The sequence below is a fragment of the Nonomuraea mesophila genome, from assembly GCF_004352805.1.
In the GTDB taxonomy this organism is placed as follows: Bacteria; Actinomycetota; Actinomycetes; order Streptosporangiales; family Streptosporangiaceae; genus Nonomuraea; species Nonomuraea longispora.
Window position 1 is genome coordinate 17622 of record NZ_SMLD01000035.1, and the last position, 22714, is coordinate 40335.

The window sequence follows — 22714 nt, forward strand, 5'->3', positions numbered from 1 at the left end:
TTTTATGGTTATTTGGCCACGCCGCTTGGGATCCCCCCTCCTCAGCCTGGCCGCGGTGGCGATGCTGCTCCTGAGCGCCTGCGGGGGCGGCGCCGACGCAACCGGGCGCGATCCCGTCCGGCTCACCTTCTGGGCGTGGGTTCCGGGGATGGACAAGGCCGTCGAGTTGTTCAACCGCACCCACGACGACGTCCAGGTCACGCTGGACAACATCCCGCCAGGACCGAAGGGCGGGTACGCCAAGATCCACGCCGCCGTGCTGGCCGGCGACGCGCCCTGCCTGGCCCAGATGGAGTTCCAGGAACTGCCGTCGTTCCTGCTCAACGTCGAGTTGATGGACCTGAACCCCTACCTCACCGACGCCGACCGGGCCGACTTCCAGCAGAACACCTGGGACCTGGTGACGTACGAGGGCGGCACCTACGCCGTACCGCAGGCGACCGGCCCGATGGCCCTCTACTACCGGGCCGACCTGTTCGACAAGTGGGGCATCGAGGTGCCGACGACCTGGGACGAGTATCGCGAGGCGGCCGTCAAGGTCCGCGCGGCCGACCCCGACGCCTACGTCACGAATTTCCCCGCCAACGACGCCTCCCCCTTCATCAGCCTGGCCTGGCAGGCCGGCACGCCGTGGTTCGACACCCGCGGCGGCGTCTGGAACGCGAGGATGACCAGCCCGGAGACGCTGAAGGTGGCCGACTACTGGCAGGGCATGATCAAGGACGGGCTCGTCAAGGTCAGCCCGCACTTCGCGCCGAGCTGGTACAAGGACCTCGCCTCCGGCAACCTCGTGGCGATCCCCCTCGCGCAGTGGGGTGAGGCGATCCTGGCGGCCAACGCGCCGGACACCGCCGGCAAGTGGCGGGCCGCGCCGCTGCCCCAGTGGGAGGCGGGCGGCAAGGCCTCCGCCAGCAACGGCGGCTCGTCCACCGCGCTGCTGCGCGGCTGCGAGCATCCCCGCGAGGCCGTCGAGTTCGCGTTGTGGATCAACCGCGACCCGCGCAGCGTCGCGATGCTGATCGAGAGCGGCTACGGCTGGCCCGCCGCGCTCGACGGCATGTCCAGCCCGTCACTGACCAAGCCCTCCGCGTTCCTCGGCGGGCAGCGTACCGACAAGCTGTTCACCGAATCGTCCAGCCAGGTGCCGCGCGGCTGGGTGTGGTGGCCCGGCTACGAGGAGACCAGGCAGCGGCTCAACGACAGCTTCCCGCGGGCCCTCGCCGGCGAGGGCACCTTCTCCAGCGCGCTGCGGGCGGCGCAGACGCAGGTGGTCGAGCAACTGAGGGAGAAAGGGCTGAACGCCCGATGAGGAAACGCACCGCCGCGATCTTCCTGGCGCCGTTCGTGCTGCTGTTCGCCGGGTTCTTCGTCGCACCCATCCTGTACGCGCTGGCGCAGAGCTTCACCGCCGTCGAGCGCTCCGGCCTGCTCGGGCTGCACGGCCAGAGCACCCGCTTCGCCGGCCTGGCGAACTACGGAAAGGCGCTGTCCGACCCTGGGTTCGTGGAGAGCCTCGGCCGCATCCTGGTCTACGCGGCGATCATGGTGCCGCTGATGGTGGTCGGCGCCACGGTGCTGGCGCTGATCCTGGAGGCCGGCATGGCGCGCTGGCCGCGGTTCTTCCGCACCAGCTTCTTCCTGCCGTACGGCATCCCCGGCGTGATCGCCTCGATCATGTGGGGCTTCCTGTACGCGCCGGGCACCTCGCCGTTCACCCCCGTGCTGGCCGCGTTCGGCATCGAGACCGACCTGCTGGGGCCGGGCACGGTGTTCTGGTCCATCATGAACATCGTGGTGTGGCTGTTCGTCGGCTACAACATGCTGGTCGTGGTGGCGCAGTTGCAGTCGATCCCGCGCACGCTCTACGAAGCCGCCAGGATCGACGGCGCCGGACGCTGGGGCATCGCCTGGCGGGTCCAGATCCCGCTGCTCCGCCCCGCGCTCGTGCTGATCACCGTGTTCACCATCATCGGCTCGCTGCAACTGTTCAACGAGCCGCTGGTCCTGCTCCCGCTGTCAGGCGGCATCTCGACCACCTACACGCCCACGCTGACCGCCTATCACGACGCGTTCAACGGCAACGACATGGCTCTGGCCGCCGCCGAGTCGATCATCCTGGCGCTGGTGACCGCCGTGCTGTCCTTCGGGTTCCTGCGCTTCGTGGGGAGGGGACGCCGTTGACTTCCTCCCCAAGGCTGAAGCCCGGTGTCTCCACGCTTAAGGAGGTTCGATGAGAACGATCGGCCTGCGCTGGCTCACCACCGTTCTGCTGCTGGTGCTCGCGGCGTACTTCCTGCTGCCGCTGTACTGGCTGGTCGTGGCGGCCACCAAGAACACCGGTGACCTGATCAACTCCTCGCCCCTGTGGTTCGCCAACCCGCAGTTGTGGACCAACCTCGGCGACCTGTTCTCCTTCGGCGACGGCATCTACCTGCGGTGGATCCTCAACTCGGTGATCTACTCCGCGCTGGGCGCGGCGGGCGCCACGCTCATCGCGGCGTGCGCCGGCTACGCGATGGCCAAGTGCGAGTTCCGCGGCAGGGAGGCGCTGTTCAACGTCATCCTCGCCGGGGTGCTGCTGCCGACCACCGCCATCGGCCTGCCGCTGTTCCTGCTGATGTCCGACGTCGGCCTGGCCAACACCTACTGGGCGGTGCTGCTGCCCAGCCTGGTCAGCCCGTTCGGGGTCTACCTGTCCCGGGTGTACGCGGCCACGGTGCCGGACGACGTGCTCGACGCCGCCAGGGCGGACGGCGCCGGCGAATGGCGCATCTTCCTCACCATCGCCCTCAAGATCATGTCTCCGGCGATGGTGACGATCTTCCTGTTCCAGTTCATCGGGATCTGGAACAACTACTTCCTGCCGCTGGTGATGTTGTCGGACAGCAGCCTCTACCCGCTCACCCTCGGCCTGACCAGCTGGCAGGGCTTCGCCGACCGGGAGCCGATCCTCCAGACGCTGGTGGTGGTCGGCTCGTTCGTGTCGGTCATCCCGCTGATCGTGTTGTCGGGGGCCCTCCAGCGGTTCTGGCGGGCCGGCCTGACCGAAGGGAGCGTACGCGAATGATCCGCTTCGGCGGGGACTACAACCCCGAGCAGTGGCCGCGCGAGGTCTGGGCGCAGGACGCGAAGCTGATGCGCGACGCCGGCGTCAATTTCGTGACGCTGGGCATCTTCGCCTGGGCGCAGGTCGAGCCCGTCCCGGGCGACTACCGGTTCGCGTGGCTCGACGAGGTCATGGACCTGCTGCACGAGCACGGCGTGGCGGTGTGCCTGGCCACGATGACCGCCTCGCCGCCGCCGTGGCTGGGCCACCGCCATCCGGAGTCGCTGCCGGTCGACGACGGCGGCGTACGGCTGAGCTACGGCTCGCGCTGCCACATCTGCCCGTCGTCCACCGCCTACCGGGAGGCGGCGCGGGCCCTGGTCGCCGAGCTCGCCCGCCGGTACGCCGGCCACCCGGCGCTGGCCGCCTGGCACATCGGCAACGAGTACGGCTGCCAGGTGCCCAAGTGTTACTGCGACCTGTGCGCCGAGGCCTTCCGCGGCTGGCTGCGGCGCCGCTACGACACCCTGGACCGGCTCAACGAGGCCTGGACCACGACCTTCTGGAGCCAGCGGTACTCCGCGTGGGAGGAGATCCTCCCGCCCCGCCGCACCACCGGCATCCCCAACCCGGCGCACACCCTGGACTTCACCGCGTTCTGCTCCGACGCGCTGCTGGACTGCTACCGGCTGGAGGTGGACGTGGTACGCGCGGCCACTCCGGACATCCCGGTCACCACCAACCTGTGCAACGTCACCCCGACCACCGACTACCCGGCCTGGGCGGCGGAGATGGACGTCGTCAGCGGCGACTGCTACCCCGACCAGCGGGAGCCCGAGCCGCAGTTGCAGAGCGCGCTGTTCTTCGACGTGTGGCGCGGGCTCGGCGACGGCCGGCCGTGGTGGCTGCTGGAGCAGGCCACCTCCGCGGTCAACTGGATGGGCACCAACCCGGCCAAGAAGCCGGGCGGCATGCGGCTGGACAGCCTGCAGGCGGTGGCCCGGGGCGCGGACGCCGTGCTGTTCTTCCAGTGGCGCGCCTCACGCGGCGGCGCCGAGAAGTTCCACTCCGCCATGGTCCCGCACGCGGGCCCCGATCATCCGCTGCACCAGGCGGTCCGCGACCTCGGCGCCGACCTGCGGTCGCTGGGCGCGGTCGAGGGGTCGGGAGTGCGGGCCGAGACGGCGCTCGTGCTGGACTGGCGCAACTGGTGGGCGGTCGAGCAGGAGTCGCACCCGAGTGACCGGATCCGCATGATGGACCGGCTGCGCGACCACTACGACCCGCTGTGGCGGCTCGGCGTCACCACCGACATCGTGCGGCCCACCTCCGACCTCAGCGGCTACCGGCTGGTGGTGGTGCCCAACCTCTACCTGCTCACGGCGGAGGCGGCGGCGAACCTGACCGCGTACGTCGAGCGGGGCGGTCACCTGGTGGTGTCGTTCTTCTCCGGCATCGTCGACGAGAACGACCGGGTGTGGCTGGGCGGATATCCAGGGCCGCTGCGCGAGCTGCTCGGCCTGTCGATCACCGAGTTCGACCCGCTGCACGCGGGGGCGACCGTTGCGATCACCATGGAGGGTGCACGGTCGGCGGCCACGCTGTGGTCCGAGCGCATCGAGCTGGAGGGCGCCGAGGCGGTGGCCGCGTTCGGCGACGGCTCCCCGGCCGTCACCCGGCACGCCTATGGCGAAGGCGTCGCCTGGTACGTCGGCACCCGGCCGGACCCCGCGGTGATGCGGGAGCTGACCCGCCGCATCGCCGCCGAGGCGGGCGTGGGGCTGCCCGGGCTGCCGGAGGGTGTGGAGGCGGTCACCCGGGCCGGGGCGGACGGCGTACACCATCTGTTCCTGCTCAACCACACCTTCGAGGAGCGCCGGGTGCCGGTGCCGGGCGGCGGGAGCGTGCTGCTCGACGGCGAGCGGTCCGGCGGCGTGCTCGTCCTGCCGCCTCGGGGGGTGGCCGTACTGGCGGGCGGATGAAAGTTTCAGCGGCGGTTGACGGAGGGAAAGCGCTTTCCTACTGTGGCATCCGTTTCTGCTTTGCCCGGGCAAGGGACGCCGTACCCAACCCATTGGAGCAGCATGATGCGCCTCACCTCCGCCATCGCCTGCGCCGGCCTGTTAGCTGGCACGCTCGCCGTCGCGCCACCCGCACACGCCGCACCCACCCGCTACGAAGCCGAGACCGCGCCCGCCGTCTGCGAGGGCAGCATCGACAACGACCACACCGGGTATTCGGGCAGCGGATTCTGCAACGGCGACAACAGCACCGGCGCCTACGCCCAATTCACCGTCAACGCCGGCGCCGCCGGAACGGCCACCCTCGGCATCCGTCACGCCAACGGCACGACCAGCGGCCGCCCCGCCGGCCTGATCGTCAACGGCACCACCCTCCAGACCCTCCCGTTCGCGGCCACCGGCGCCTGGACCTCCTGGACCACCACGACGCTGACCGTGCCGCTGAACGCGGGGAGCAACACCATCCGGCTCGACCCCACCACCTCGAACGGCCTGCCCAACATCGACTACGTCGAGGTGGACGCCGGCGGCACGACCCAGCCTCCGGCCGACACGCTGTACGTGGCACCGGGCGGCGGCGACGGCGCTGCCGGGACGGAGTCGGACCCGACGACCCTCACCTCCGCCATCTCCCGCGTCGCCCCCGGCGGCACGATCTACATGCGCGGCGGCACCTACCGCCACGCGCAGACGGTCACCATAGCGCCGGGCGACGACGGGCTCCCGGGCGACCGCACGGAGTTGTTCGCCTATCCGGGCGAGACGCCGGTGCTGAACTTCTCCGCTCAGAGCGAGGACTCGGCGAACCGCGGGCTCGCCGTGGGCGGGTCGTACTGGCACATCCGCGGCATCGTCGTCGAACGCGCCGGCGACAACGGCATCCTGCTCGCCGGCCACAACAACGTCATCGAGCGTACGGTGACCCGCTTCAACCGCGACTCGGGCCTGCAACTGTCGCGGCTGGTGGCCGGTGCGCCCGCGGACCAGTGGCCGTCCGGCAACCTCGTCGTGAGCTCGGTGTCGCACGACAACGCCGACTCCGACGGCGAGGACGCCGACGGCTTCGCCCCGAAGCTCACCGTCGGCCCCGGCAACGTCTTCCGCTACACCGTTTCCCACAACAACATCGACGACGGCTACGACCTGTACACCAAGGACGACACCGGCCCCATCGGCGCGGTCACCATCGAGGACTCCCTCGCCTACGGCAACGGCACCCTGAGCGACGGCAGCCAGGCCGGTGACGGGGACCGCAACGGCTACAAGCTCGGCGGCGAGGACATCGGCGTGAACCACGTCGTGCGGCGCAACATCGCGTACGAGAACGGCAAGCACGGGTTCACCTACAACCGCAACCTCGGCCGGATGACCGTGTCGGACAATGTCGGCATCGGCAACGAGGAACGCAACTTCAACTTCGACGGCGGCTCCTCGGTGTTCCGCGGCAACACCTCGTGCGACAGCGGGTCGAACGACCGGATCATCGGTGACGCCGACGGCTCGAACCAGTTCTGGTCCGGCTCGAACGGGTCCCGCTGCTCGGCGTACGGCGGGTCGCTGAGCTGGTCGTTCGCCTCGGACGGCCGCCTCGTCGTGACCTTCGGCGGCAGGCGGCTGACGCCGTAACGCTCAGATCCTCGTGGCCGGCCGTACCCCGCGCGGCCGGTCACGGGGACTGCTCGCGTGCGGTGGCGCCGTCTTCGGCAGGCTGCTGACCGGGCAGCGCGGCAGGACCGTCACGGCCGTCGTGTCCGGGGTCCTCATCATGGGCATGGGCGCCGGCATGGTGATGGGCGGCTGACCGCCCGGCTCATCCCAGGGTGCTCCAGTCGCGCAGGGTCCTGGGCCCCTCGACCACCGTGTCGTCGTAGCGGCCGTCGGTGACGCGGATCTTCATGTACTGGGTGCCGGAGAACACCCAGTAGTCGTTCTTCCGCCCCGGTACGGGCATCGCCGCGTCGATTCCGTGCTTGAACGCGGCATGCCGGTAGAACGTGCCCGCCCACCCGTCGAGGCCCGACGGGCCCAGGTTGACCTCGCCGCCGGGGCCCTCGCCGTCCAGCCTGGTCCTGACGTACCGGTCGCCCGCGAACACCCAGTACTGCTCCGGGTCGTCCGGCGTGCGCATCACCGCGTCGATGCCGTCGCCGGCGAGCTCGCCGAAGGCGTCCGCCCAGTCGCGCAACGGCCTCGGGCCCGCCACCAGCGCGTCGGCGTACCCTTGCGCGGCGCCGGCGATCCGCATGCGGAGGTACTGGTCGCCGGAGAAGACCCAGTACTCGTCGCGCGAGCCGGGCACGCGCAGGGTCGCGTCGATCCGGTCGCGGAAGCCCGGCAGGCTCTGGAACGTCTCCTTCCAGGCGTCGAGAGGCGAGGGCCCGGACAGGCGCTCGCTCACCGGGTGACCCGAGGCCGCCATGCGGGCCCGGATGTAGCGGTCGCCCGAGAACATCCAGTAATGGCCGGGCGCCTCGAGGCTGGGATCGTCGGGCACCGGCATCACCGCGTCGGTGCGGGTAGGGTGTGTGGCGGCCGGCGAGTCGCCGGGGCTCGCCGTTGTGCCCGCCGCGTCGGTGCGGGTGGCGGCCGGTGAGGTCGCGGAGCTCGCGGAGCTCGCCGCCGCGTCGGCGCCGAGCTTCGAGCGGCTCATCAGCGCACCCACGCCGGCGACCACGCCGACCAGAAGGACCGCGGACACCGCGGCCACGCCCACCAACCGCCCGCGCGAACCGCCGCCGCCCACCCCGAACTGCCGCGTACCCTCCGCCTGCGCCGGTGCCGGCGCAGACGCCGATGTCGATGCCGGGGCCGACGCAGACGCTGACGCCGCGGCCAGGGGCCGCAACATTCCGCTCGCCCGCTCGACGGAAGGGCGCTCGGCCGGGTCCTTCCGCAGCAGCGCTTCGAGCGCGGGACGCAGCGGTCCCGCGGCGGCCGGGATGTCAGGTTCGTCCCGGATGATGGCGTTCAGTACGCCGACCGGCTCCGGACGGGCGAACGGGGAACGGCCGGACAGCAGCACGCACAGGGTGGCGCCCAGCGAGAACAGATCACTGGGCGGCCCCACGGGCAGGCCGCTGACCCGTTCGGGGGCGATGTACTCGAACGAGCCCATCACCGCGCCGCTCGTGGTGAGCGACTCGCTTCCGGCCAGCGCCGCGATGCCGAAGTCGCACAACACCGCCCTGCCGTCGCGGCGCAGCAGGATGTTGCCCGGCTTGATGTCCCTGTGCAGCGCGCCGGCGGCGTGCACGGCCTCCAGTGCCGACAACAGTTGCAGGCCGATCTCGGCGACGGCGGCGGAATCCATCGGCCCGGCGGCGGCGACGTGCTGCTTCAGCGAAGGCCCGTCCACGTACTCCATCACCAGCCACAACCGCTCGTCGTGGAAGACCAGGTCATGGATGTTGACGACGTTGGGGTGGGAGATGCGGGCGATGGCGTGCGCCTCCCTGCGCGCCCGGGCGGCGTGCTCCGCGCCCTTGTCGCCCGAGGCCCGCAGATGTGTCTCCTTCACGGCGACCGTGCGGTTCAGCAGCCGGTCGCTCGCGCGCCACACGGTCCCCATGCCTCCGCTGCCGAGGCGATCCAGCAGCACGTACCGATCGGACAACGCTAACGGCGCACGGTCATCAGCCACATGACCAATCTACTGATCCTTCCGGCGAGCGATGCTCACGCGAGATGGTGCACCTGGGTGAGCGGGAGCCGGCTCGCCGGCGGCAGCCCCACGGGCTCTCCGTCCACCAGGACGGGGCCGCCGTCGCGCGGCACCCGTACGTGCGGGACCCGCGTGTTGCGGACCATGTCCGCGCGGGCCAGCCCTCGCGAGCCGCCGATCGGCAGGTAACTCGCCCCGGACGGCAGCTCCCGGCGGGCGGCCGCGTCGTCCAGGGCCTCGCGCGCGACGAAGACGTGCGCGAGGCGCCGGGGCGCGTCACCCATGGCGCCGAAGAACCGCCGGTACGCCCGCGGCTGGCCCGCCCGCGTGGACGCCGCGCCGGACGCGCTCACCCCCCACGCCACGAACCCGGACTTCACGACCAGCTCGGGTTTCGCGCCGAACCACGCCGGATGCCACACCACGAGGTCGGCGACCTTGCCGGGAGCGATGCCGCCGATCTGGCCGGCCATGCCGTGCGCGATCGCCGGATTGATGGTGATCTTGGCGAGGTAGCGCAGGACCCGCTCGTTGTCGTGGGGGTCGTGACGCTCCGACACCGCCTTGGCGTGCGCCGCGAGCTGCCATGTACGGCGGGCCGTCTCGCCGACGCGCCCCATGCCCATCGAGTCGGAGTTGACGATGCCGACCGCGCCCGCGTCGTGCAGGGCGTTCTCCGCCGCGATCGCGCTCGCCCGCACGCGGCTTCTCGTCACGTCGGCGTCGCCGGGCAGCAGGGCGTTCTGCCGGTGCACGGTCATCGTCATCGGGTACAGCTCCGCCACGGTGTTGACGGTGTACGGCAGCGTGGGCGTGGTCGAGGACGCCAGCACGTGCGGGTGGGCGAGGATCTCGAGCAGGTCGGGATGCCCGCCGCCGCCCTCGACGTGGTAGGCGTGCACCGTACGGCCCCGCGTCGCCTCGATCGTGTCCTGCAGCAGGCCCGACTCGTTGAGCGAGTCGGTGTGCAACGCCACGGGCAGGTCGGCGGCGTCGGCCACCGCGAGGCAGGTGTCGACGACGGCGGGCTGCGCGCCGAAGTCCTCGTGCACCTTGAACCCGCCCGCCCCGGCGACGACGGCCGCCTCCAGCGGCGCGGGCCGCACCGATGAGCCGCGGGCCAGGAACGCCACGTTCACCGGCACCTCCCGCCAGGCCTCGATCATCAGGTGCAGGTTGCGCCGGGGGTTGACGCCGATGTCCCACACGCCGCCGAGACCCATGCCGACCACGGTGGTCACGCCTGCCGAGAGCGCCACGTCGAGCAGCGCCGGGCTGGACAGGTGCACGTGCGAGTCGACGATGCCGGGAGTGACGATCATCCCCTCGGCGGGGATCATCGCCGTGTGCGGGCCGACGACGAGCTCGACGTCGTTCACCGCGTCCGGCGACCCGGCGCGGCCCAGCCCGGCGATCCTGCCGTCCTTGATGCCGATGTTGGTCTTGACCACGCCGAGCAGCGGATCGAGGACGAGCGCGTTGGTGACGACGAGATCCAGCTCCGAGTCGCGGGGGGCGCTCGTGAGCAGCATCCCTTCGCGCACGGTCTTGCCGCAGCCTCCGAGCAGTTCGTCGCCCGCCTCGGTGTCGTCACGCTCCACCTCCACCACCAGGCCGGTGTCGGCCAGGCGCACCCGGTCGCCGGTGGTCGGGCCGTACACGGCCGCGTACGTCGCCCTGTCGAAGCTCATCCTTCGCCTCCCAGCGTGAGCCGGGGCGCGGTGGCCGCGCCCCCCAGCATGACCAGCCGCACGGTGATCGTCACTCCGGGCGGGAAACACAGGCTGCTGCCCGCCGGCACGTCCAGCCGGTGGCCGCGGGCCGCCTCCCTGTCGAACGACAGCGCCGCGTTGGCCTGCCAGAACGGGTAGTGCGACGACACGTGCACGTCGACGTCCGCGGTGTTGGTCACCTCGACCTCCACCCGGGCGCGGCCCGGCGCCGGCGGCATCCGCTCGGCCGCCGGGAGCACGGCCCCCGGGTCCGCGGGGTCAGGCTCCGCGTCCAGGGGGTCGTCGACGGCCACGAGCGCCGTACCGGCCGGGAACAGCGCGTCCACCTCGACCCGGCGGACCAGCGCCGGGACTCCGCGCGCGGCCTCCTCGGCGCGCACCGCGCCGCGGCCCGCCGCGATCACCGCCTCCATCGGCAGCCCGTCCCAGGCGGCCTCGTACACCGCGTCGGCGACCAGCGCCACGACCTCCGGCGCGGACAGCGGAGCACCCCTGTCGCGGCGGCGGCGGGCCAGCTCCGCCACGGTGAAGACGGTCAGGCGGTCGTGCTCCGCCGGGGTCAGATGCATCGGCCACCTCTACCAGTCGCGGACGAGTTCCATGGTCGAGCAGTGGATGCCGCCGCCGTTCTTCAGGACCTCGTCGTACGGCACCGGTACGATCTCCACGCCCTCGGCGGCCAGCCGGTCGGCGGTGCGCACGCAGTGCGCGGGGAACAACAGCCGCCGCGGCCGGACGGTGAGCGAGTTGCACGCGTACTGCTCGTCCGGGTGCGGCGAGACGACCTTGATCCCGAGGTCGTCCAGCCGGGCCAGGAACGTGTGCGGCAGGCGGTGGGTGTTGGCCAGCGCCAGATCCTCGTCGACCATGTGGAACTGCCCGTCCACGTGGATCGTATAGCCGGGCAGCGGCACGGTCACCAGCTCGACGCCGAGCGGTTCGAGCATCCGGGCGAGCTGCCGCGCGCCTTCGGGGTTGCACCGGATCGACAGGCCGAACACCGCGAGGTCGCGCCGGAGCTTGACGAACGTGCCGCCCTCCGCGAGCCCCTCACCGATGATCGTGCCGAGGATCGGCATGCCGAGCGCGGCGATCGTCCTGGTCACCGACGCCTCCTCGCCGCGCCGCATGCGCGGGGCCAGGCGGGTGATCACGGCGCCGCCCGGCACGGTCAGCAACGGGTCGCGGGTGTAGACCGACTTGGTGTGGTCGGGCAGCTCGGGCGCCTCGACGACCTCGACGTCCTCTGCCCGCAGCGCGGCCAGCAGCGCCGCGTGCTGCTCCATCACCAGGTCCAGGTCCGGCGCCTGGCCGCCGCGCCAGTACCACCGCCGCCCGGGGTCGACCAGCGCTCCCGCGCGCGGGTCCCACGCGTCGGCGGTGATGGCCGCCAGGCCGCTGCTCGGGCGGCGCACCAGCACGGAGCGCAGCCGGCTCACCTCGTCGGCGGCGCCCCAGCGGCGGCCCCAGTAACGCTCCAGCTCGGACGGGTCCTGGAAGGCCGGCGCCGGCTCGGGGCCGACCAGCTTGTGGTAGTAGTGCTCGGGCTGCGCGCCGTCGTCGGCGATGGTGCTCATGCTCGGTCCTTTCCGTACGTCACAGCTCCGCCACCCGGAGCCGCCTGGCCGCCACGGCGGCGACCAGGGTGATCAGCGAGAACACGCACAACATCGCCGCGACCGGCCACAGGCTCTCCCCCGTCACGGCCAGCAGCGCGGTCGCCGCCAGCGGCACGAACCCGCTGATGGCCCCGGACAGGTTGTACGACAGGCCCACCCCCGAGTAGCGCACCTCGCGGGCGAACATCTCGCTGAGCAGTTGCCCGCACGCCGCGTAGCTGACCGACACCAGCACCACGCCGAGCACCAGCCCGGCCGCCACGCCCGCCGCGCTGCCGAGGCCGACCAGCCAGAAGATCGGGAACGCCGCCGCCGCCGAGGCCGCCGCGCCCCACACGGCCACCGGCCCCGGACCGACGCGATCGGCGATCCGGCCGAACATCGGGTAGAGGCACAGGTTGATGAACGACCCGAGGGTGGCCGCGTTGAGCAGCACGGTACGGTCGACGCCCACGGTGTCCGAGCCGTAGTTGACGAGGAACGTACCGCACAGGTAGTAACCGCCGATCCCGACGAACGACACCGCGACGCCCACCGCCAGGCGTCCGCCGCTGCCGCGGACCAGCTCGACGAGCGGCCGCTTGGCGGCGCGCTGCTCGGCCAGCATCTCCTGGAACACCGGCGACTCGTCCACCCTGCTGCGCACCCAGAGCGCGACCAGCAGCAGCGGGAAGCCCAGCAGGAACGGGACGCGCCAGCCCCACGAGTCGAACTGCGCGTCCGGCAGGACGCTGACCAGCGCGAACACGGCCGTGGCCGTCAGCGAGCCGACCGGGGAGCCCATCTGCGGCATGACTCCGTAGATGCCGCGTTTCTCCTTCGGCGCGTGCTCGACCGCCAGCGTCGCGGCGCCGCTCCACTCACCGCCGACGGACAGGCCCTGCAGCAGGCGGAGCGTGGCCAGCAGGATCGGTGCGGCCACCCCGATCTGGGCGTACGTCGGCAGCAGGCCGATGCACCCGGTGACGACGCCGATGAGGACGACGGTGACCATGAGGATGCGGCGCCGGCCGTACCGGTCGCCGAGGTGGCCGAAGATGGCCGCTCCGAGGGGCCTGGCCACGAAGCCGACGCCGAACGTGGCGAAGGAGGCCATCGTGCCCGCGAGCGGGCTCAGCTGGGGAAAGAACTGGCTGTTGAAGACCAGCGCCGCCGCGGCGCCGTAGACGTAGTAGTCGTACCATTCGAGCGCGGTGCCCGCGAAGGCGCCCAGCGCGACTGTCCTGGGGTTGGTTTCCGGCCGCCGGGGGTGAGCCGTGGGTTGCATGATGACACCCTGTCGTGCCTCTGATCTGCGGTTCAATCGCCAATCGGCACCCGGGTGGCGTCGCTAGACTGTGCACTTGCACAGCGGGAGGGGGTCGCGGATGACGTCCGACGTGGTCGACCGGCTCTCGCGCGAGCTCGTGCGCGACGTCGCCCCGCTCGCCGGCCGCTTCGTCGCCGAGATGATCGACACCGGCGCCCCCTACGCCGGGACGGTCGTTCCCGAGGAGACGCTGCTGGCCGACGCCCGCCGCAGCCTTGAGCTGATCCTGCGGCTGATCGGGCGGCTGCCGGTGCCCGAGCACGTCGCGGGCGCGTCCGCCGAGATCGGCGCGGCGCGGGCGGAGGCGGGGGTGCCGCTGGAGAGGCTGTTGCAGGCCGTACGCCTCGACGCCCGGGTCGTCTGGGACGCGCTGTGCCGGCGGGCCGGCCCCGGCGACCTGTCCAGCCTGGTGGCGCAGGCGCCGCGCGTGTGGGAAGCGGTGGAGCACCACTCCATGGGGATCATGGCCGCCTACCAGCAGCGGGTGCTGGAGATGGCCCAGGCCCGGCAGGACGAGCGGGCGCGGTGGTTCGCCCGGCTGCTGGAGTGCGACGGCCGCCATCCCGACATCCGGCGGCAGGTCTCCACCGTGCTGGGGCTCGACGAGGGCGCGTCGTTCCTCGTCGTGGCGTTCCCGCCGGGCCGCGTCGCGGCGCTTCGTCCCGTACGCGAGCGGCTCGGCGTCCTCGACGTCCGCACGCACGAACAGGATCGGCCCGCCGGGTCGATCGTCGTGCTGCAGGTGCCCGAGCGGGCGGGTCCCGGCGCGGCGGAGGGCTGGTTCCGCGGCCTCCGGTGCGCCGTGAGCCCGGCCGTCGAAGGGCTCGCGGAGGTGCCCAGGGCGGTGCGGCTGGCCGAGCTGACCCTGTACGCGCTGCCGCCGGACGCGGCCGGCCCGACCGCCACCCGCGACCTGTGGCCGGCGATCGCGGCGGGGACGCTCGGCGAGTTCAGGACCGACCTCGTCCGCGACGCGCTCGGCGGGCTGGGCAAGCTGCCGGACCGCGACGTCGCCAGGGTGCTGGAGACCGTGGAGCGCTATCTGCGCACCGGTTCGGTCGCGGCGACGGCCCGGCAGCTCTACTGCCACCGCAACACGGTGCTCAACCGGCTGCGCCAGTTCGCCGCCGCCACCGGCCGCGACGTCATGTCCTCTGCCGACGCCACCGTCGTCACCCTGGCGCTGCGGGCCCGCACGTACGAGTGAGCTGTTTCCCCGTCGCTCTTGACCGCTGATCTCGGGTGCACGACATTGTGGGTCCGGCCCATCCGAGGAAATATCGTGAAACGAGTCGTCATCAGCGTCGCCGTGGTCACGAGCCTGACGCAGCTCACCGGTCCCGCGCAGACAGCGCCGGGCAGGACACCGACGAGCGACGCTGTGCGCGGAACGATCAGGACCGACGAACTGGTGAAGGTGTCAGATCCCTTCGTGGCGCACTTCGGGCAACGCCGTGCCACCGTACTTCTGCCGCGGGAGGGTGACGTGGTCGAGCAGGAAGAGCTGGGGGACGAAGTGCCGTACCGGTTGCCCGGCTGGGCGTCCTAGCCGGCGGCCTCCGGTGGCGGATGGGCGCGGCGGGTCAGTACTGGTTCGTCCTGGCGTCCAGGGCGAGCCCGGCGTCGATCTCCTCCGGGGGAACCTTCAGGCCCAAGTGGTCCTTGGCGATCCGTCCCAGCGTGGGCAGGCTCCCGCGGTCGGGCCACGTCGTGGTGTCCCACAACGACGAGCGCAGGAACGCCTTCGCGCAGTGCATGTAGAGCTCCTCGACGTCGACGAGGACCGCCAGCCGCGGCCGCTTGCCCCGGACCACCAGGTCGTCGAAGAAAGGGGCGTCCGACACGAGTGTCGCGCGGCCGTTCACGCGCAGGGTCTCGTTCATGCCCGGCACGATGAACAGCAGCCCGACGTGGGGGTTCTCCAGCACGTTGCGGAAGCTGTCGACCCGGTGGTTGCCCGGCCGGTCGGCGAGCACCAGCCGGTGGTCGTCGAGCACCAGCACCGACCCGGCGGGGTCTCCCCGGGGCGAGACGTCGCAGATCCCGTCGGCGTCGGCCGTCGACAGCAGCACGAACGGCGAGTGCGCGATGATCGTGCGCGCGTGCTCGTCGATGCGCGCGATGTCCTTGTCCCAGATGGATCGGGATGGTTCCTTCACGATCTCCCGGAGCTCGGCCTCGGTCGTCACCGTACGGATATCAGAAGGATTCACCATCAGAACAAGGTAGGCCGCACCGACCGGGGTGTCGAGATCGACCGCCCGGAGGCGTGGGGCACGGGTCGACCGGTCGGGATGCCGTTCCTGACAGCGGGCTGCAAGCCGGTGTCAGGCGTACCGCTGGCATGGACTGCCGATAATGGCCTCACCAAGCGAGAGACGGGAGCACTATGACGCTGGAGATCAACGTTCTCGGACCGTTCGAGGTCACAGTGGATGGCGGGCCGCTGAAGCTGGCCGGCGAACGCCGGGTCGGCCTGCTCGCCCGGCTGGCCTTGAACGCCGGGCAACCGGTCTCCACCGAACGGCTCCTCGCCGACGTCTGGGGCGAGAGCACGGCGTCCACCGCCGGCAAGCAGCTGCACATTGTGGTGTCGAAGCTGCGTGAGCTGCTGTACGACGACATCATCGAGACCGTCCCCGGCGGCTACCGGCTCAGGCTCGCGCCGGAGCACGTCGACGCCCACCGGTTCTCGCGCCTGGTCCGCCAGGCACGGGAGGCCGGGGCGCGGCATGACGGCGCGACGGCGAGCGAGCTGTTCCGGCAGGCACTCGCGCTGTGGCGGGGTGACGCGCTGGCCGGTATGACGGCCCCCTGGGCGCAGATCGAGGCCGCCCGCCTCCAGGAGGAGCGCCTGACGGCTGAGGAGGACCACGTCGACCTGCGCCTGGCCGCCGGCGATCATCACGCGGTGGCGGGCGAGCTCGCCGCGCACGTCAGGCGGCATCCGTTGCGGGAACGCCCGCGCGCCCAGCTGATGCTGGCGCTCTACCGGGATTCCCGGCCGTCCGACGCGCTCGCGGTGTACCAGGAGGGCTGGCGCGTCACGGTCGACGAGCTCGGCGTCGAGCCGGGAGCCACGCTGCGCCGGCTCCAGCACGCGGTCCTCACCGGGGACCCGGGGCTCGACCTGGCCTCCCGGAAGACCGACCCGCCCGGCGCCCTGACCGAGCTGCCGTCCGACACGCAGGTCTTCACGGCCCGGGCCACCGAGGTCGCCTGGCTCGACAAGGCGATCGCCGACGCCGCGCCCGGTGCGCCGGCCATCGCCGCGATCGACGGCGCGGGAGGCATCGGCAAGTCGGCCCTGGCCGTCCACGCCGCCCACGCCATGGCCCACCGCTTCACCGACGGCGTGCTGTACGTCGACCTGAAGGGCGCCCACGCCGGGCTCCCGCCGCTGCAGCCCATCGAGGCGCTCGGCCACTTACTGCGCGCCCTGGGGCTCGACGGCTCAGCCGTGCCGCCCGAGCTGGAGGAGGCCGCGGCCCGCTACCGAAGCCTCACCGCCACCCGCAACCTGCTGATCATCCTGGACAACGCCCGCCACGCCCACCAGGTGCGTCCGCTCATCCCCTCCGGTGACGCCTGCGCGGTCATCGTCACCAGCCGGCAGCCCATGGTGTCGCTGGACAACGCGCACCATCTCCACCTGACGGGGCTCGACCACGCCGACGCCGTCGCCCTGCTCGCCCGCATCGCCGGCCCCGGCCGCGTCCAGGCCGAGCCGCAGGCAGCGGAGCAGATCGTACGGTTGTGCGACGGCCTCCCCCTGGCCGTCCGCATCGCGGCGGCGCGCCTGGCCGCACGGCCTGACTGGACGTTGTCCTACCTCGCGGACCGCCTCGCCGACGCCGCCCGCCGCCTGGACGCCCTCGAGCACGCCGACCTGGCCGTCCGCGCCTCCATGGCCGTCAGCCACCACCACCTGCGCGAAGAGCCCACCGGCCACGACGCCGCCCACCTGTTCACCTTTCTGGGGCTCCTCGACATCCCCACCCTGACCGCGGGCGCCACCGCGGCCCTGATGGGCTGGCCGGAGCTCAGAGCCGAAGCCGCGCTGGACCGGCTGCTCGACGCGCGCATCCTCGAACCCGCGCAGCACGGCGGCTGCCGGGTGCACGACCTGGTCCGGCTCTACGCCCGCGAGCGGGCCACCGTGGACATCCCCGCCGCCGAACGCACCGCCGCGCTTCGCCGCGCGTTCCATCACTACCTGGCCTCCGCCCAGAGGGTCAACCTGCTGATCGATCCCAGCACGGACGGGCCGTCGAACGCGTACCCGGCCCAAGGGCCCGGCGCCGACCTGCCCACCGTCGAGGCGGCGAACGCCTGGTCCGAGAGAGAGCGGGACAACCTCCTCGCCGCCGCCCACCAGGCCGCCGACACCGGCGCTTCCGGCACCGCGATCGGTCTCACGCAGGCCATCTACTGGGTCTTCTGGCGCAAGGGGTGGCTCACCGAGCTCCCCGGGCTGCTGAAGAAGGGGCTGGACATCGCGGAGCGGAGCGGCGACTGGGTGGGCCTGGCCATGGGGCACACGGCCATCGGGGCCGTCTTCCAGGAGCAGGGCCACTTCGCGGCTTCGGTCCACCATCTCAGGGAATCCCTCGACTGCTGGGATCGCACGGGACAGCCGGGGCGCAAGGCGGGTACGTTCAACGACCTCGGCATCACGTACACCATGCTCCAGCGCTACGACGACGCGCTGGCCGCCCTGGACAACGGGCTCGCCATGACCCTGGCGAGCGGTCGCCGGGCCCACGAGGCGTCCGTGCGCAACAACCGCGTCCACGTCTTCTACCGGCAGGGGAGGTTCGAGGAGGCGCTCGATGAGGGCCGCCGGGTCCTCGACCTCTGGAGCGAGCTGGCGATCCCGGCGGGGCAGGGGATCGCGTACGACACCTTCGCCGACGCCTGCCGGGCGGCGGGCCGGCTCTCCGAAGCGGTCGGCCACTATCAAGAGGCCATCCGGATCCAGCACGAGACCGGCCAGTGGCTCGGAGAGGCGGTGTCCTGCTGGTGGCTCGGCCAGACGCTGTACGACCTCGGCCGGCACGACGACGCACGGGAGTCGTGGCGGCGTTCGCTGAACCTGCTGCGGGACGCCAACCTCCTCGCGGCGGAGGAGGTGCGCCAGCTGCTCGCGCAACCCGTGCCGGACGTGCCGCTGCCCATCAGGAACCAGCTCTGAGCCGCCGCGCGCCGGCGTCGCGTCCGTACGTCCTGGTCAGCTACCGCACAGCTCGGCGAAGCGCCGGGCGCTGACGTTGCCGCCCGAGACGACGACGCCGACGCGGCCGGGCAACCGCTCCACGCGCCCCGCCAGCAGCGCCGCCAGACCGGCGGCGCCGCTCGGCTCGACGACGATCTTCAGGCGTTCGAACGCGAACCGCATCGCCTCGCGGATCTCGTCGTCGGTGACCAGCGCCACGGCCTCGACCAGCCGCCGGTTGATCGCGAACGTCAGCTCGCCCGGCGTGGCCACGGCCTGGCCGTCGGCGATGGTACGCGGCACGTCGATGGCGACGCGCCGCCCCGCCTCCAGCGAACGTCTGGTGTCGTCGCCCGCCTCCGGCTCGACACCGACCACGCGCATGCCGGGGTCGAGGCCCTTGACGGCGGTCGCGCACCCCGCGATCAGCCCGCCGCCGCCGACCGGCGCGAGCAGCAGGTCGAGCCGGCCCGCCTCCTGCAGCAGTTCGAGCGCGGCCGTGCCCTGCCCGGCGATCACGTGCGGATGGTCGTAGGGCGGGATGAGCGCGAGCCCCCGCTCGGCGGCCAGCTCCTCGGTGAGCGCCGCGCGGTCACCGGTGTAACGGTCGTACGTGACGACGTCGGCGCCGTAGCCGGCGGTCGCCTCCAGCTTCGAGCTCGGAGCGTCCTCGGGCATGAGGATCACGGCGGTGGTGCCGAGCGCCCGGGCCGCCAGGGCGACGGCCTGGGCGTGGTTGCCCGACGAGTAGGCCGCGACGCCCTTGGCCAGCTGCTCGCGCGGCAGCCGCGAGACGGCGTTGTAGGCGCCGCGGAACTTGAACGCCCCGACCCGCTGGAAGTTCTCGCACTTCAGCAGCACCTCCGCGCCCACCAGCTCGTCCAGCGTGCGTGAGCGCAGCACGGGAGTGCGGTGCGCGACCCCGTCGAGCCGCGCCGCGGCGTCGCGGACGTCGTCCAGGGTGACCGGGGGAACGGACGTCATGCGGTGTCTCCCTTCGTGGCGCCCGGACGGCCGGACGCCGGCGCGTGGCCAACGGGTCGAACTACGTCGAACACGGAGGCTACGCAGGTCTGGGCGATGTTCAAACAGCCGGCGATCAGAGCTCGGCGAGGAGCCGGGCGAGTTCGGCCGGCCTGGTGATCATCGGCCAGTGGCCCGAGTCGAGGTCGACCAGGTCGACGTGCTTGGCCCTGGCCAGCTCGGGCAGGGCGCCGGAGTCCAGCCACTCCTGAGCCTGGGCCGGGGTGTATTCGGGGCACACCAGGACGACAGGGACGTCGTACCGTCGTTCGTCCGTCAGGCGTACCAGTCCCTTGGACACCCCCTCGGGGACGGGGACCGCCGCGGCCTGGAAGCGCAGCCTGGCCTCCTCGTCGAGGTCGGCGGAGTCCGGCCCCTCGAACGGACCCCACCCGGGGAAGGGCATGGCGCCGTCCTTCGCCTCGAAGAAGTCGGCGTAACGGTCGCCGTCGGCGGCGGGGAAGCCGCCGACGAGCGCCAGCTTGGCGATCCGCTCCGGCCGCGCGTCGGCGGCCAGCCACGCCAGGGTGCAGGCCGCGGAGTGCCCCACCACCAGGGGTCGCTCCGGCGCCGCGTCCACGGCCGCGAGCACCGCCGCCACCTGGTCGTCGAGCGTGGCCGAGGCGGATCCGTCGCCCTGGCCCGGGAGGGTGACCGGCACGGGACGGTGGCCGAGCGCCCTGAGCTCGGGCACGACCTCGTCCCAGGCCGATCCGTCGAGCCACAGGCCGCCGATGAGCACGATGTCCATCATCGATCCTCTTTCTGCAGTGCGTTCAGATCACGTTCGCTGTATAGCCGGTGTTCCCATTCCTCGTTGAGGACGATGTCCAGGCACTTCTCGAGCGGGAAGCCCTCCTCCTGGGGCCAGCCGGGCTCCGTCATGAGACCTGACCCTAGAACCGATTCCGGACGATTTACTTCCGGTTCTCGCCGCGACCGCCTAGTCTGCTCGTGTGCCGGCCGATCTCAGCCCCACCGCGCGGGCCCTGCGCACCCTGGAGACCCTCCAGGCCCGCCCCGGCGTGACCGCCGGCGAGCTCGCCGCCTGCCTGGGCGTCACGGAGCGGGCCGCACGCCGGTACGTCGGCATCCTGCGGGAGGCGGGCATCCCCGTCGAGTCGGCCAGGGGCCCCTACGGCGGCTACCGGCTCGGGCGCGGCACCAGGCTGCCGCCCGTCGCCTTCACCGAGCCCGAGGCCCTCGGCCTCGTCATGGCGGTGCTCGACGGCCAGCCGGCCGCCGTGGACGCCGACGACCTCGTCGGCGCCGCCCTGAGCAAGGTCATCCGCGCCCTTCCCGAGAGCGTCGGCAGGCAGGCGGCGGCGCTGCGCGAACACGCGTCGGCCGCGCCCGACCTGTGCTCCGCCCGGCCCGACCCGGCCACCACCGGCGCGCTCGTCGCCGCCGTCGCGGGGCGGCGCCGCCTCGCGGTCACCTACCGGAGCGAGTCCGGCGACGAGTGGGAGGCCGACGTCGATCCCTGGGCGGTCGTCGTGCGCCACGGGCGCTGGTATCTGCTGTGCCACTCCCACCGCGCGGGCGCGATCCGTACCTACCGGGTCGACCGGATCCGCGGGGTCCGGCCGACCACTCACACGTTCGAGCCGCCCGGCGACCTCGACCCGGTCGCGGCGCTGGAGGAGAACCTGGGCACGGGATGGAAGTTCCCGACGCGCGTGGTGTTCGACGCCCCGCCCGCCGAGGTGGCGCCCTGGATCCGGCCTCCCATGGGGCGCCTCGAACCGCTGGGCGACGGGTGCGTGCTCACCGGGAGCACCAGCAACCCCACGATGTACGCGCAGGAGTGGCTGGCCTGCGTACCGCTCGCCTTCCGCGTCGAGGGCGGACCGGAGCTGCGGGCCGCGGCCGCCGCGCTGGCCTCCCGCTTCGCCGCGGCCGTGGCGGACGATCCCGCCCGGCGTCCCACCGAGCCCGCCGCGCCCACCGCTCCCTGATCCGCTTCGCCCGAGCTTGCTCTACAGCCTGTAGAGTACGAACCTCGTTCGGGCGAAAGGTGAAACATGCTGCGTTGGTTCAGAGTTGTGGCGGTGGCCGAGGCCTGCTCGTGGGCGGGCCTGCTGGTCGGAATGTTCTTCAAACACGTCACCGCCACCGGCGAACTCGGCGTGAAGGTGTTCGGGCCGATCCATGGGGCGATGTTCGTGTTGTACGGGCTCGGCGTGGTGCTCGCGGCACGAGAGGCCGGCTGGAGCCGGGGCACCGTGATCCTGGGCCTGGCGTGCTCGGTGCCGCCGTTCACCTCGTTGTGGTTCGAACGCCGGATGGCGGCGCGCGCCGCGACCGGCCGGGCCACCTGACCGCACCGGCCGTCAGCGCCGGTTCCCCTTGCGAATAGGGGCATCTTGAATATTTCTTCAACTTCGCCGATCTCGGCGCCCGTGGGACAGCTCATGTGAAACGCGGCTCACCTGGCCCCGGACGATGCATATAGTGCTGAAGGCGGCTACAGTACGCTGAAACCATAGCGTCCTTGGAGCAGCATCATGGCGAAGCGCATCGTTGAAACTTTTATCGACGACATCGACGGAAGTGAAGCCGAGGGAACCACCGCGTTCGCGCTCGACGGCACTAACTACGAGATCGACCTGTCCGGCGACAACAGGGAGAAGTTGGAGAAGGCCCTGGCGCCCTTCATCACCAAGGCCCGGGCGGTCCGCGCCGAGCGTACCCGTGGGCGGCGCGGCGCCGGCGGCTCGTCCCGGTCCATCAGCCGTGAGAAGTCCACCGAGATCAGGCGGTGGGCCAAGGCTCAGGGGCTCCCGGTGAGCGAGCGCGGCCGCATCGCCGCCACCATCGTGCAGCAGTACGAAGCGGCCCACTGAGCGGGCCCGGCCGGGCCCGGCGCCGCTCTATTGGAAACGGAGCCGCCGGCACGGCCGAGCCGTGCGGGCGAGCGCATCTCCATAAGTGGTGGAATTGCGGCCGGAGCCGAGTTCATGGAGCGCTACCCACCACCGGCGGCGCAGAACAAAGACAACTAGCGGTTACTGGCGCCGCTTTGAATAAAGGTTAATCTGCGACCGCGCCGGCGGCTCTTCGCGCGGGCGGCGCCGGGCTTGTCGG

20 protein-coding genes are annotated in these 22714 nt (G+C 72.0%); 12 read left to right on the forward strand and 8 right to left on the reverse strand.

The features are described from left to right. Window positions 1-61 precede the first annotated feature (61 nt). The 6 genes from E1295_RS15955 to E1295_RS48725 all read left to right on the forward strand — a co-directional run bounded on the left by E1295_RS15955 (window position 62) and on the right by E1295_RS48725 (window position 6868). The gene (locus E1295_RS15955) at window positions 62-1309 is read left to right on the forward strand and encodes an ABC transporter substrate-binding protein (protein ID WP_246080074.1); all 1248 of its coding nucleotides are present in this window, start codon (window positions 62-64) and stop codon (window positions 1307-1309) included. Further along, complete coding sequence (locus E1295_RS15960; protein ID WP_132631062.1) at window positions 1306-2181, forward strand: carbohydrate ABC transporter permease; 876 nt, start codon at window positions 1306-1308, stop codon at window positions 2179-2181. The genes E1295_RS15955 and E1295_RS15960 overlap by 4 nt, the downstream gene beginning before the upstream one ends. A 49-nt stretch (window positions 2182-2230) precedes the next feature. Beyond that, window positions 2231-3067, forward strand: coding sequence for a carbohydrate ABC transporter permease (locus E1295_RS15965; RefSeq protein ID WP_132631063.1), 837 nt, complete (start codon window positions 2231-2233; stop codon window positions 3065-3067). Continuing rightward, window positions 3064-5028, forward strand: coding sequence for a beta-galactosidase (locus E1295_RS15970; RefSeq protein WP_132631064.1), 1965 nt, complete (start codon window positions 3064-3066; stop codon window positions 5026-5028). The genes E1295_RS15965 and E1295_RS15970 overlap by 4 nt, the downstream gene beginning before the upstream one ends. A gap of 102 nt (window positions 5029-5130) precedes the next feature. After that, complete coding sequence (locus E1295_RS15975; RefSeq protein WP_425465345.1) at window positions 5131-6693, forward strand: carbohydrate-binding protein; 1563 nt, start codon at window positions 5131-5133, stop codon at window positions 6691-6693. Between the two features lie 13 nt (window positions 6694-6706). After that, window positions 6707-6868: a hypothetical protein gene (locus E1295_RS48725; protein ID WP_166427253.1), complete on the forward strand. Its 162-nt coding sequence runs from the start codon at window positions 6707-6709 to the stop codon at window positions 6866-6868. 9 nt (window positions 6869-6877) lie between these two features. Here E1295_RS48725 and E1295_RS15980 read toward each other — a convergent pair whose 3' ends face one another. From E1295_RS15980 to E1295_RS16000, 5 genes are all read right to left on the reverse strand, one after another. Continuing rightward, window positions 6878-8665: a protein kinase domain-containing protein gene (locus tag E1295_RS15980; protein WP_132631065.1), complete on the reverse strand. Its 1788-nt coding sequence runs from the start codon at window positions 8663-8665 to the stop codon at window positions 6878-6880. A 77-nt stretch (window positions 8666-8742) separates the two neighbouring features. Continuing rightward, a complete protein-coding gene (locus tag E1295_RS15985) occupies window positions 8743-10419 on the reverse strand; it encodes an urease subunit alpha (protein WP_132631066.1) in 1677 nt (558 codons plus the stop codon). Then, window positions 10416-11030 (reverse strand): urease subunit gamma, encoded by a 615-nt coding sequence (locus E1295_RS15990; protein WP_132631067.1) that lies wholly within the window; start codon window positions 11028-11030, stop codon window positions 10416-10418. The genes E1295_RS15985 and E1295_RS15990 overlap by 4 nt, the downstream gene beginning before the upstream one ends. 9 nt (window positions 11031-11039) lie before the next feature. Continuing rightward, window positions 11040-12038 (reverse strand): dimethylarginine dimethylaminohydrolase family protein, encoded by a 999-nt coding sequence (locus E1295_RS15995; protein ID WP_132631068.1) that lies wholly within the window; start codon window positions 12036-12038, stop codon window positions 11040-11042. A gap of 19 nt (window positions 12039-12057) precedes the next feature. Beyond that, window positions 12058-13347 carry an MFS transporter gene (locus E1295_RS16000; RefSeq protein WP_132631069.1) on the reverse strand — a complete coding sequence of 430 codons (1290 nt, stop codon included), beginning with the start codon at window positions 13345-13347 and terminating at the stop codon, window positions 12058-12060. A 100-nt stretch (window positions 13348-13447) separates the two neighbouring features. On the opposite strand from E1295_RS16000, the gene E1295_RS16005 reads away from it, so the two are divergent. Both E1295_RS16005 and E1295_RS16010 read left to right on the forward strand, forming a co-directional pair. Continuing rightward, complete coding sequence (locus E1295_RS16005; RefSeq protein WP_132631070.1) at window positions 13448-14596, forward strand: PucR family transcriptional regulator; 1149 nt, start codon at window positions 13448-13450, stop codon at window positions 14594-14596. Window positions 14597-14671: 75 nt separating this feature from the next. Then, window positions 14672-14938 carry a hypothetical protein gene (locus E1295_RS16010; protein ID WP_132631071.1) on the forward strand — a complete coding sequence of 89 codons (267 nt, stop codon included), beginning with the start codon at window positions 14672-14674 and terminating at the stop codon, window positions 14936-14938. A 34-nt stretch (window positions 14939-14972) separates the two neighbouring features. Here E1295_RS16010 and E1295_RS16015 read toward each other — a convergent pair whose 3' ends face one another. After that, on the reverse strand, window positions 14973-15605 hold the full coding sequence (locus E1295_RS16015) for a pyridoxamine 5'-phosphate oxidase family protein (protein ID WP_220448738.1): 633 nt from the start codon (window positions 15603-15605) through the stop codon (window positions 14973-14975). Window positions 15606-15778: 173 nt separating this feature from the next. On the opposite strand from E1295_RS16015, the gene E1295_RS51850 reads away from it, so the two are divergent. Further along, window positions 15779-18583, forward strand: a complete 2805-nt coding sequence (locus E1295_RS51850) for an AfsR/SARP family transcriptional regulator (protein ID WP_132631072.1) — start codon at window positions 15779-15781, stop codon at window positions 18581-18583. A 36-nt stretch (window positions 18584-18619) separates the two neighbouring features. On the opposite strand, the gene E1295_RS16025 is transcribed toward E1295_RS51850, so the two are convergent. Both E1295_RS16025 and E1295_RS16030 read right to left on the reverse strand, forming a co-directional pair. Then, window positions 18620-19588, reverse strand: a complete 969-nt coding sequence (locus tag E1295_RS16025; RefSeq protein WP_132631073.1) for a threo-3-hydroxy-L-aspartate ammonia-lyase — start codon at window positions 19586-19588, stop codon at window positions 18620-18622. Between the two features lie 115 nt (window positions 19589-19703). After that, window positions 19704-20381 (reverse strand): alpha/beta fold hydrolase, encoded by a 678-nt coding sequence (locus E1295_RS16030; protein WP_246080072.1) that lies wholly within the window; start codon window positions 20379-20381, stop codon window positions 19704-19706. Window positions 20382-20583: 202 nt separating this feature from the next. On the opposite strand from E1295_RS16030, the gene E1295_RS16040 reads away from it, so the two are divergent. The 3 genes from E1295_RS16040 to E1295_RS16050 all read left to right on the forward strand — a co-directional run bounded on the left by E1295_RS16040 (window position 20584) and on the right by E1295_RS16050 (window position 22473). Further along, the gene (locus tag E1295_RS16040) at window positions 20584-21585 is read left to right on the forward strand and encodes a helix-turn-helix transcriptional regulator (protein ID WP_132631074.1); all 1002 of its coding nucleotides are present in this window, start codon (window positions 20584-20586) and stop codon (window positions 21583-21585) included. A gap of 66 nt (window positions 21586-21651) precedes the next feature. After that, complete coding sequence (locus E1295_RS16045) at window positions 21652-21948, forward strand: DUF3817 domain-containing protein (RefSeq protein WP_132631075.1); 297 nt, start codon at window positions 21652-21654, stop codon at window positions 21946-21948. 186 nt (window positions 21949-22134) lie between these two features. Further along, window positions 22135-22473: a histone-like nucleoid-structuring protein Lsr2 gene (locus E1295_RS16050; RefSeq protein ID WP_132631076.1), complete on the forward strand. Its 339-nt coding sequence runs from the start codon at window positions 22135-22137 to the stop codon at window positions 22471-22473. Window positions 22474-22714: the final 241 nt, after the last annotated feature.

Coding starts and splice junctions, on each gene's coding strand:
- E1295_RS16015 (WP_220448738.1), bottom strand. CDS start 15,605: ATGGTGAATCCTTCTGATATCCGTACGGTGACGACCGAGGCCGAGCTC.
- E1295_RS16000 (WP_132631069.1), bottom strand. CDS start 13,347: ATGCAACCCACGGCTCACCCCCGGCGGCCGGAAACCAACCCCAGGACA.
- E1295_RS16005 (WP_132631070.1), top strand. CDS start 13,448: ATGACGTCCGACGTGGTCGACCGGCTCTCGCGCGAGCTCGTGCGCGAC.
- E1295_RS16030 (WP_246080072.1), bottom strand. CDS start 20,381: ATGATGGACATCGTGCTCATCGGCGGCCTGTGGCTCGACGGATCGGCC.
- E1295_RS15990 (WP_132631067.1), bottom strand. CDS start 11,030: ATGCATCTGACCCCGGCGGAGCACGACCGCCTGACCGTCTTCACCGTG.
- E1295_RS15985 (WP_132631066.1), bottom strand. CDS start 10,419: ATGAGCTTCGACAGGGCGACGTACGCGGCCGTGTACGGCCCGACCACC.
- E1295_RS15965 (WP_132631063.1), top strand. CDS start 2,231: ATGAGAACGATCGGCCTGCGCTGGCTCACCACCGTTCTGCTGCTGGTG.
- E1295_RS15955 (WP_246080074.1), top strand. CDS start 62: ATGCTGCTCCTGAGCGCCTGCGGGGGCGGCGCCGACGCAACCGGGCGC.
- E1295_RS16025 (WP_132631073.1), bottom strand. CDS start 19,588: ATGACGTCCGTTCCCCCGGTCACCCTGGACGACGTCCGCGACGCCGCG.
- E1295_RS15995 (WP_132631068.1), bottom strand. CDS start 12,038: ATGAGCACCATCGCCGACGACGGCGCGCAGCCCGAGCACTACTACCAC.
- E1295_RS15960 (WP_132631062.1), top strand. CDS start 1,306: ATGAGGAAACGCACCGCCGCGATCTTCCTGGCGCCGTTCGTGCTGCTG.
- E1295_RS15970 (WP_132631064.1), top strand. CDS start 3,064: ATGATCCGCTTCGGCGGGGACTACAACCCCGAGCAGTGGCCGCGCGAG.
- E1295_RS16045 (WP_132631075.1), top strand. CDS start 21,652: ATGCTGCGTTGGTTCAGAGTTGTGGCGGTGGCCGAGGCCTGCTCGTGG.
- E1295_RS16050 (WP_132631076.1), top strand. CDS start 22,135: ATGGCGAAGCGCATCGTTGAAACTTTTATCGACGACATCGACGGAAGT.
- E1295_RS15975 (WP_425465345.1), top strand. CDS start 5,131: ATGATGCGCCTCACCTCCGCCATCGCCTGCGCCGGCCTGTTAGCTGGC.
- E1295_RS51850 (WP_132631072.1), top strand. CDS start 15,779: ATGACGCTGGAGATCAACGTTCTCGGACCGTTCGAGGTCACAGTGGAT.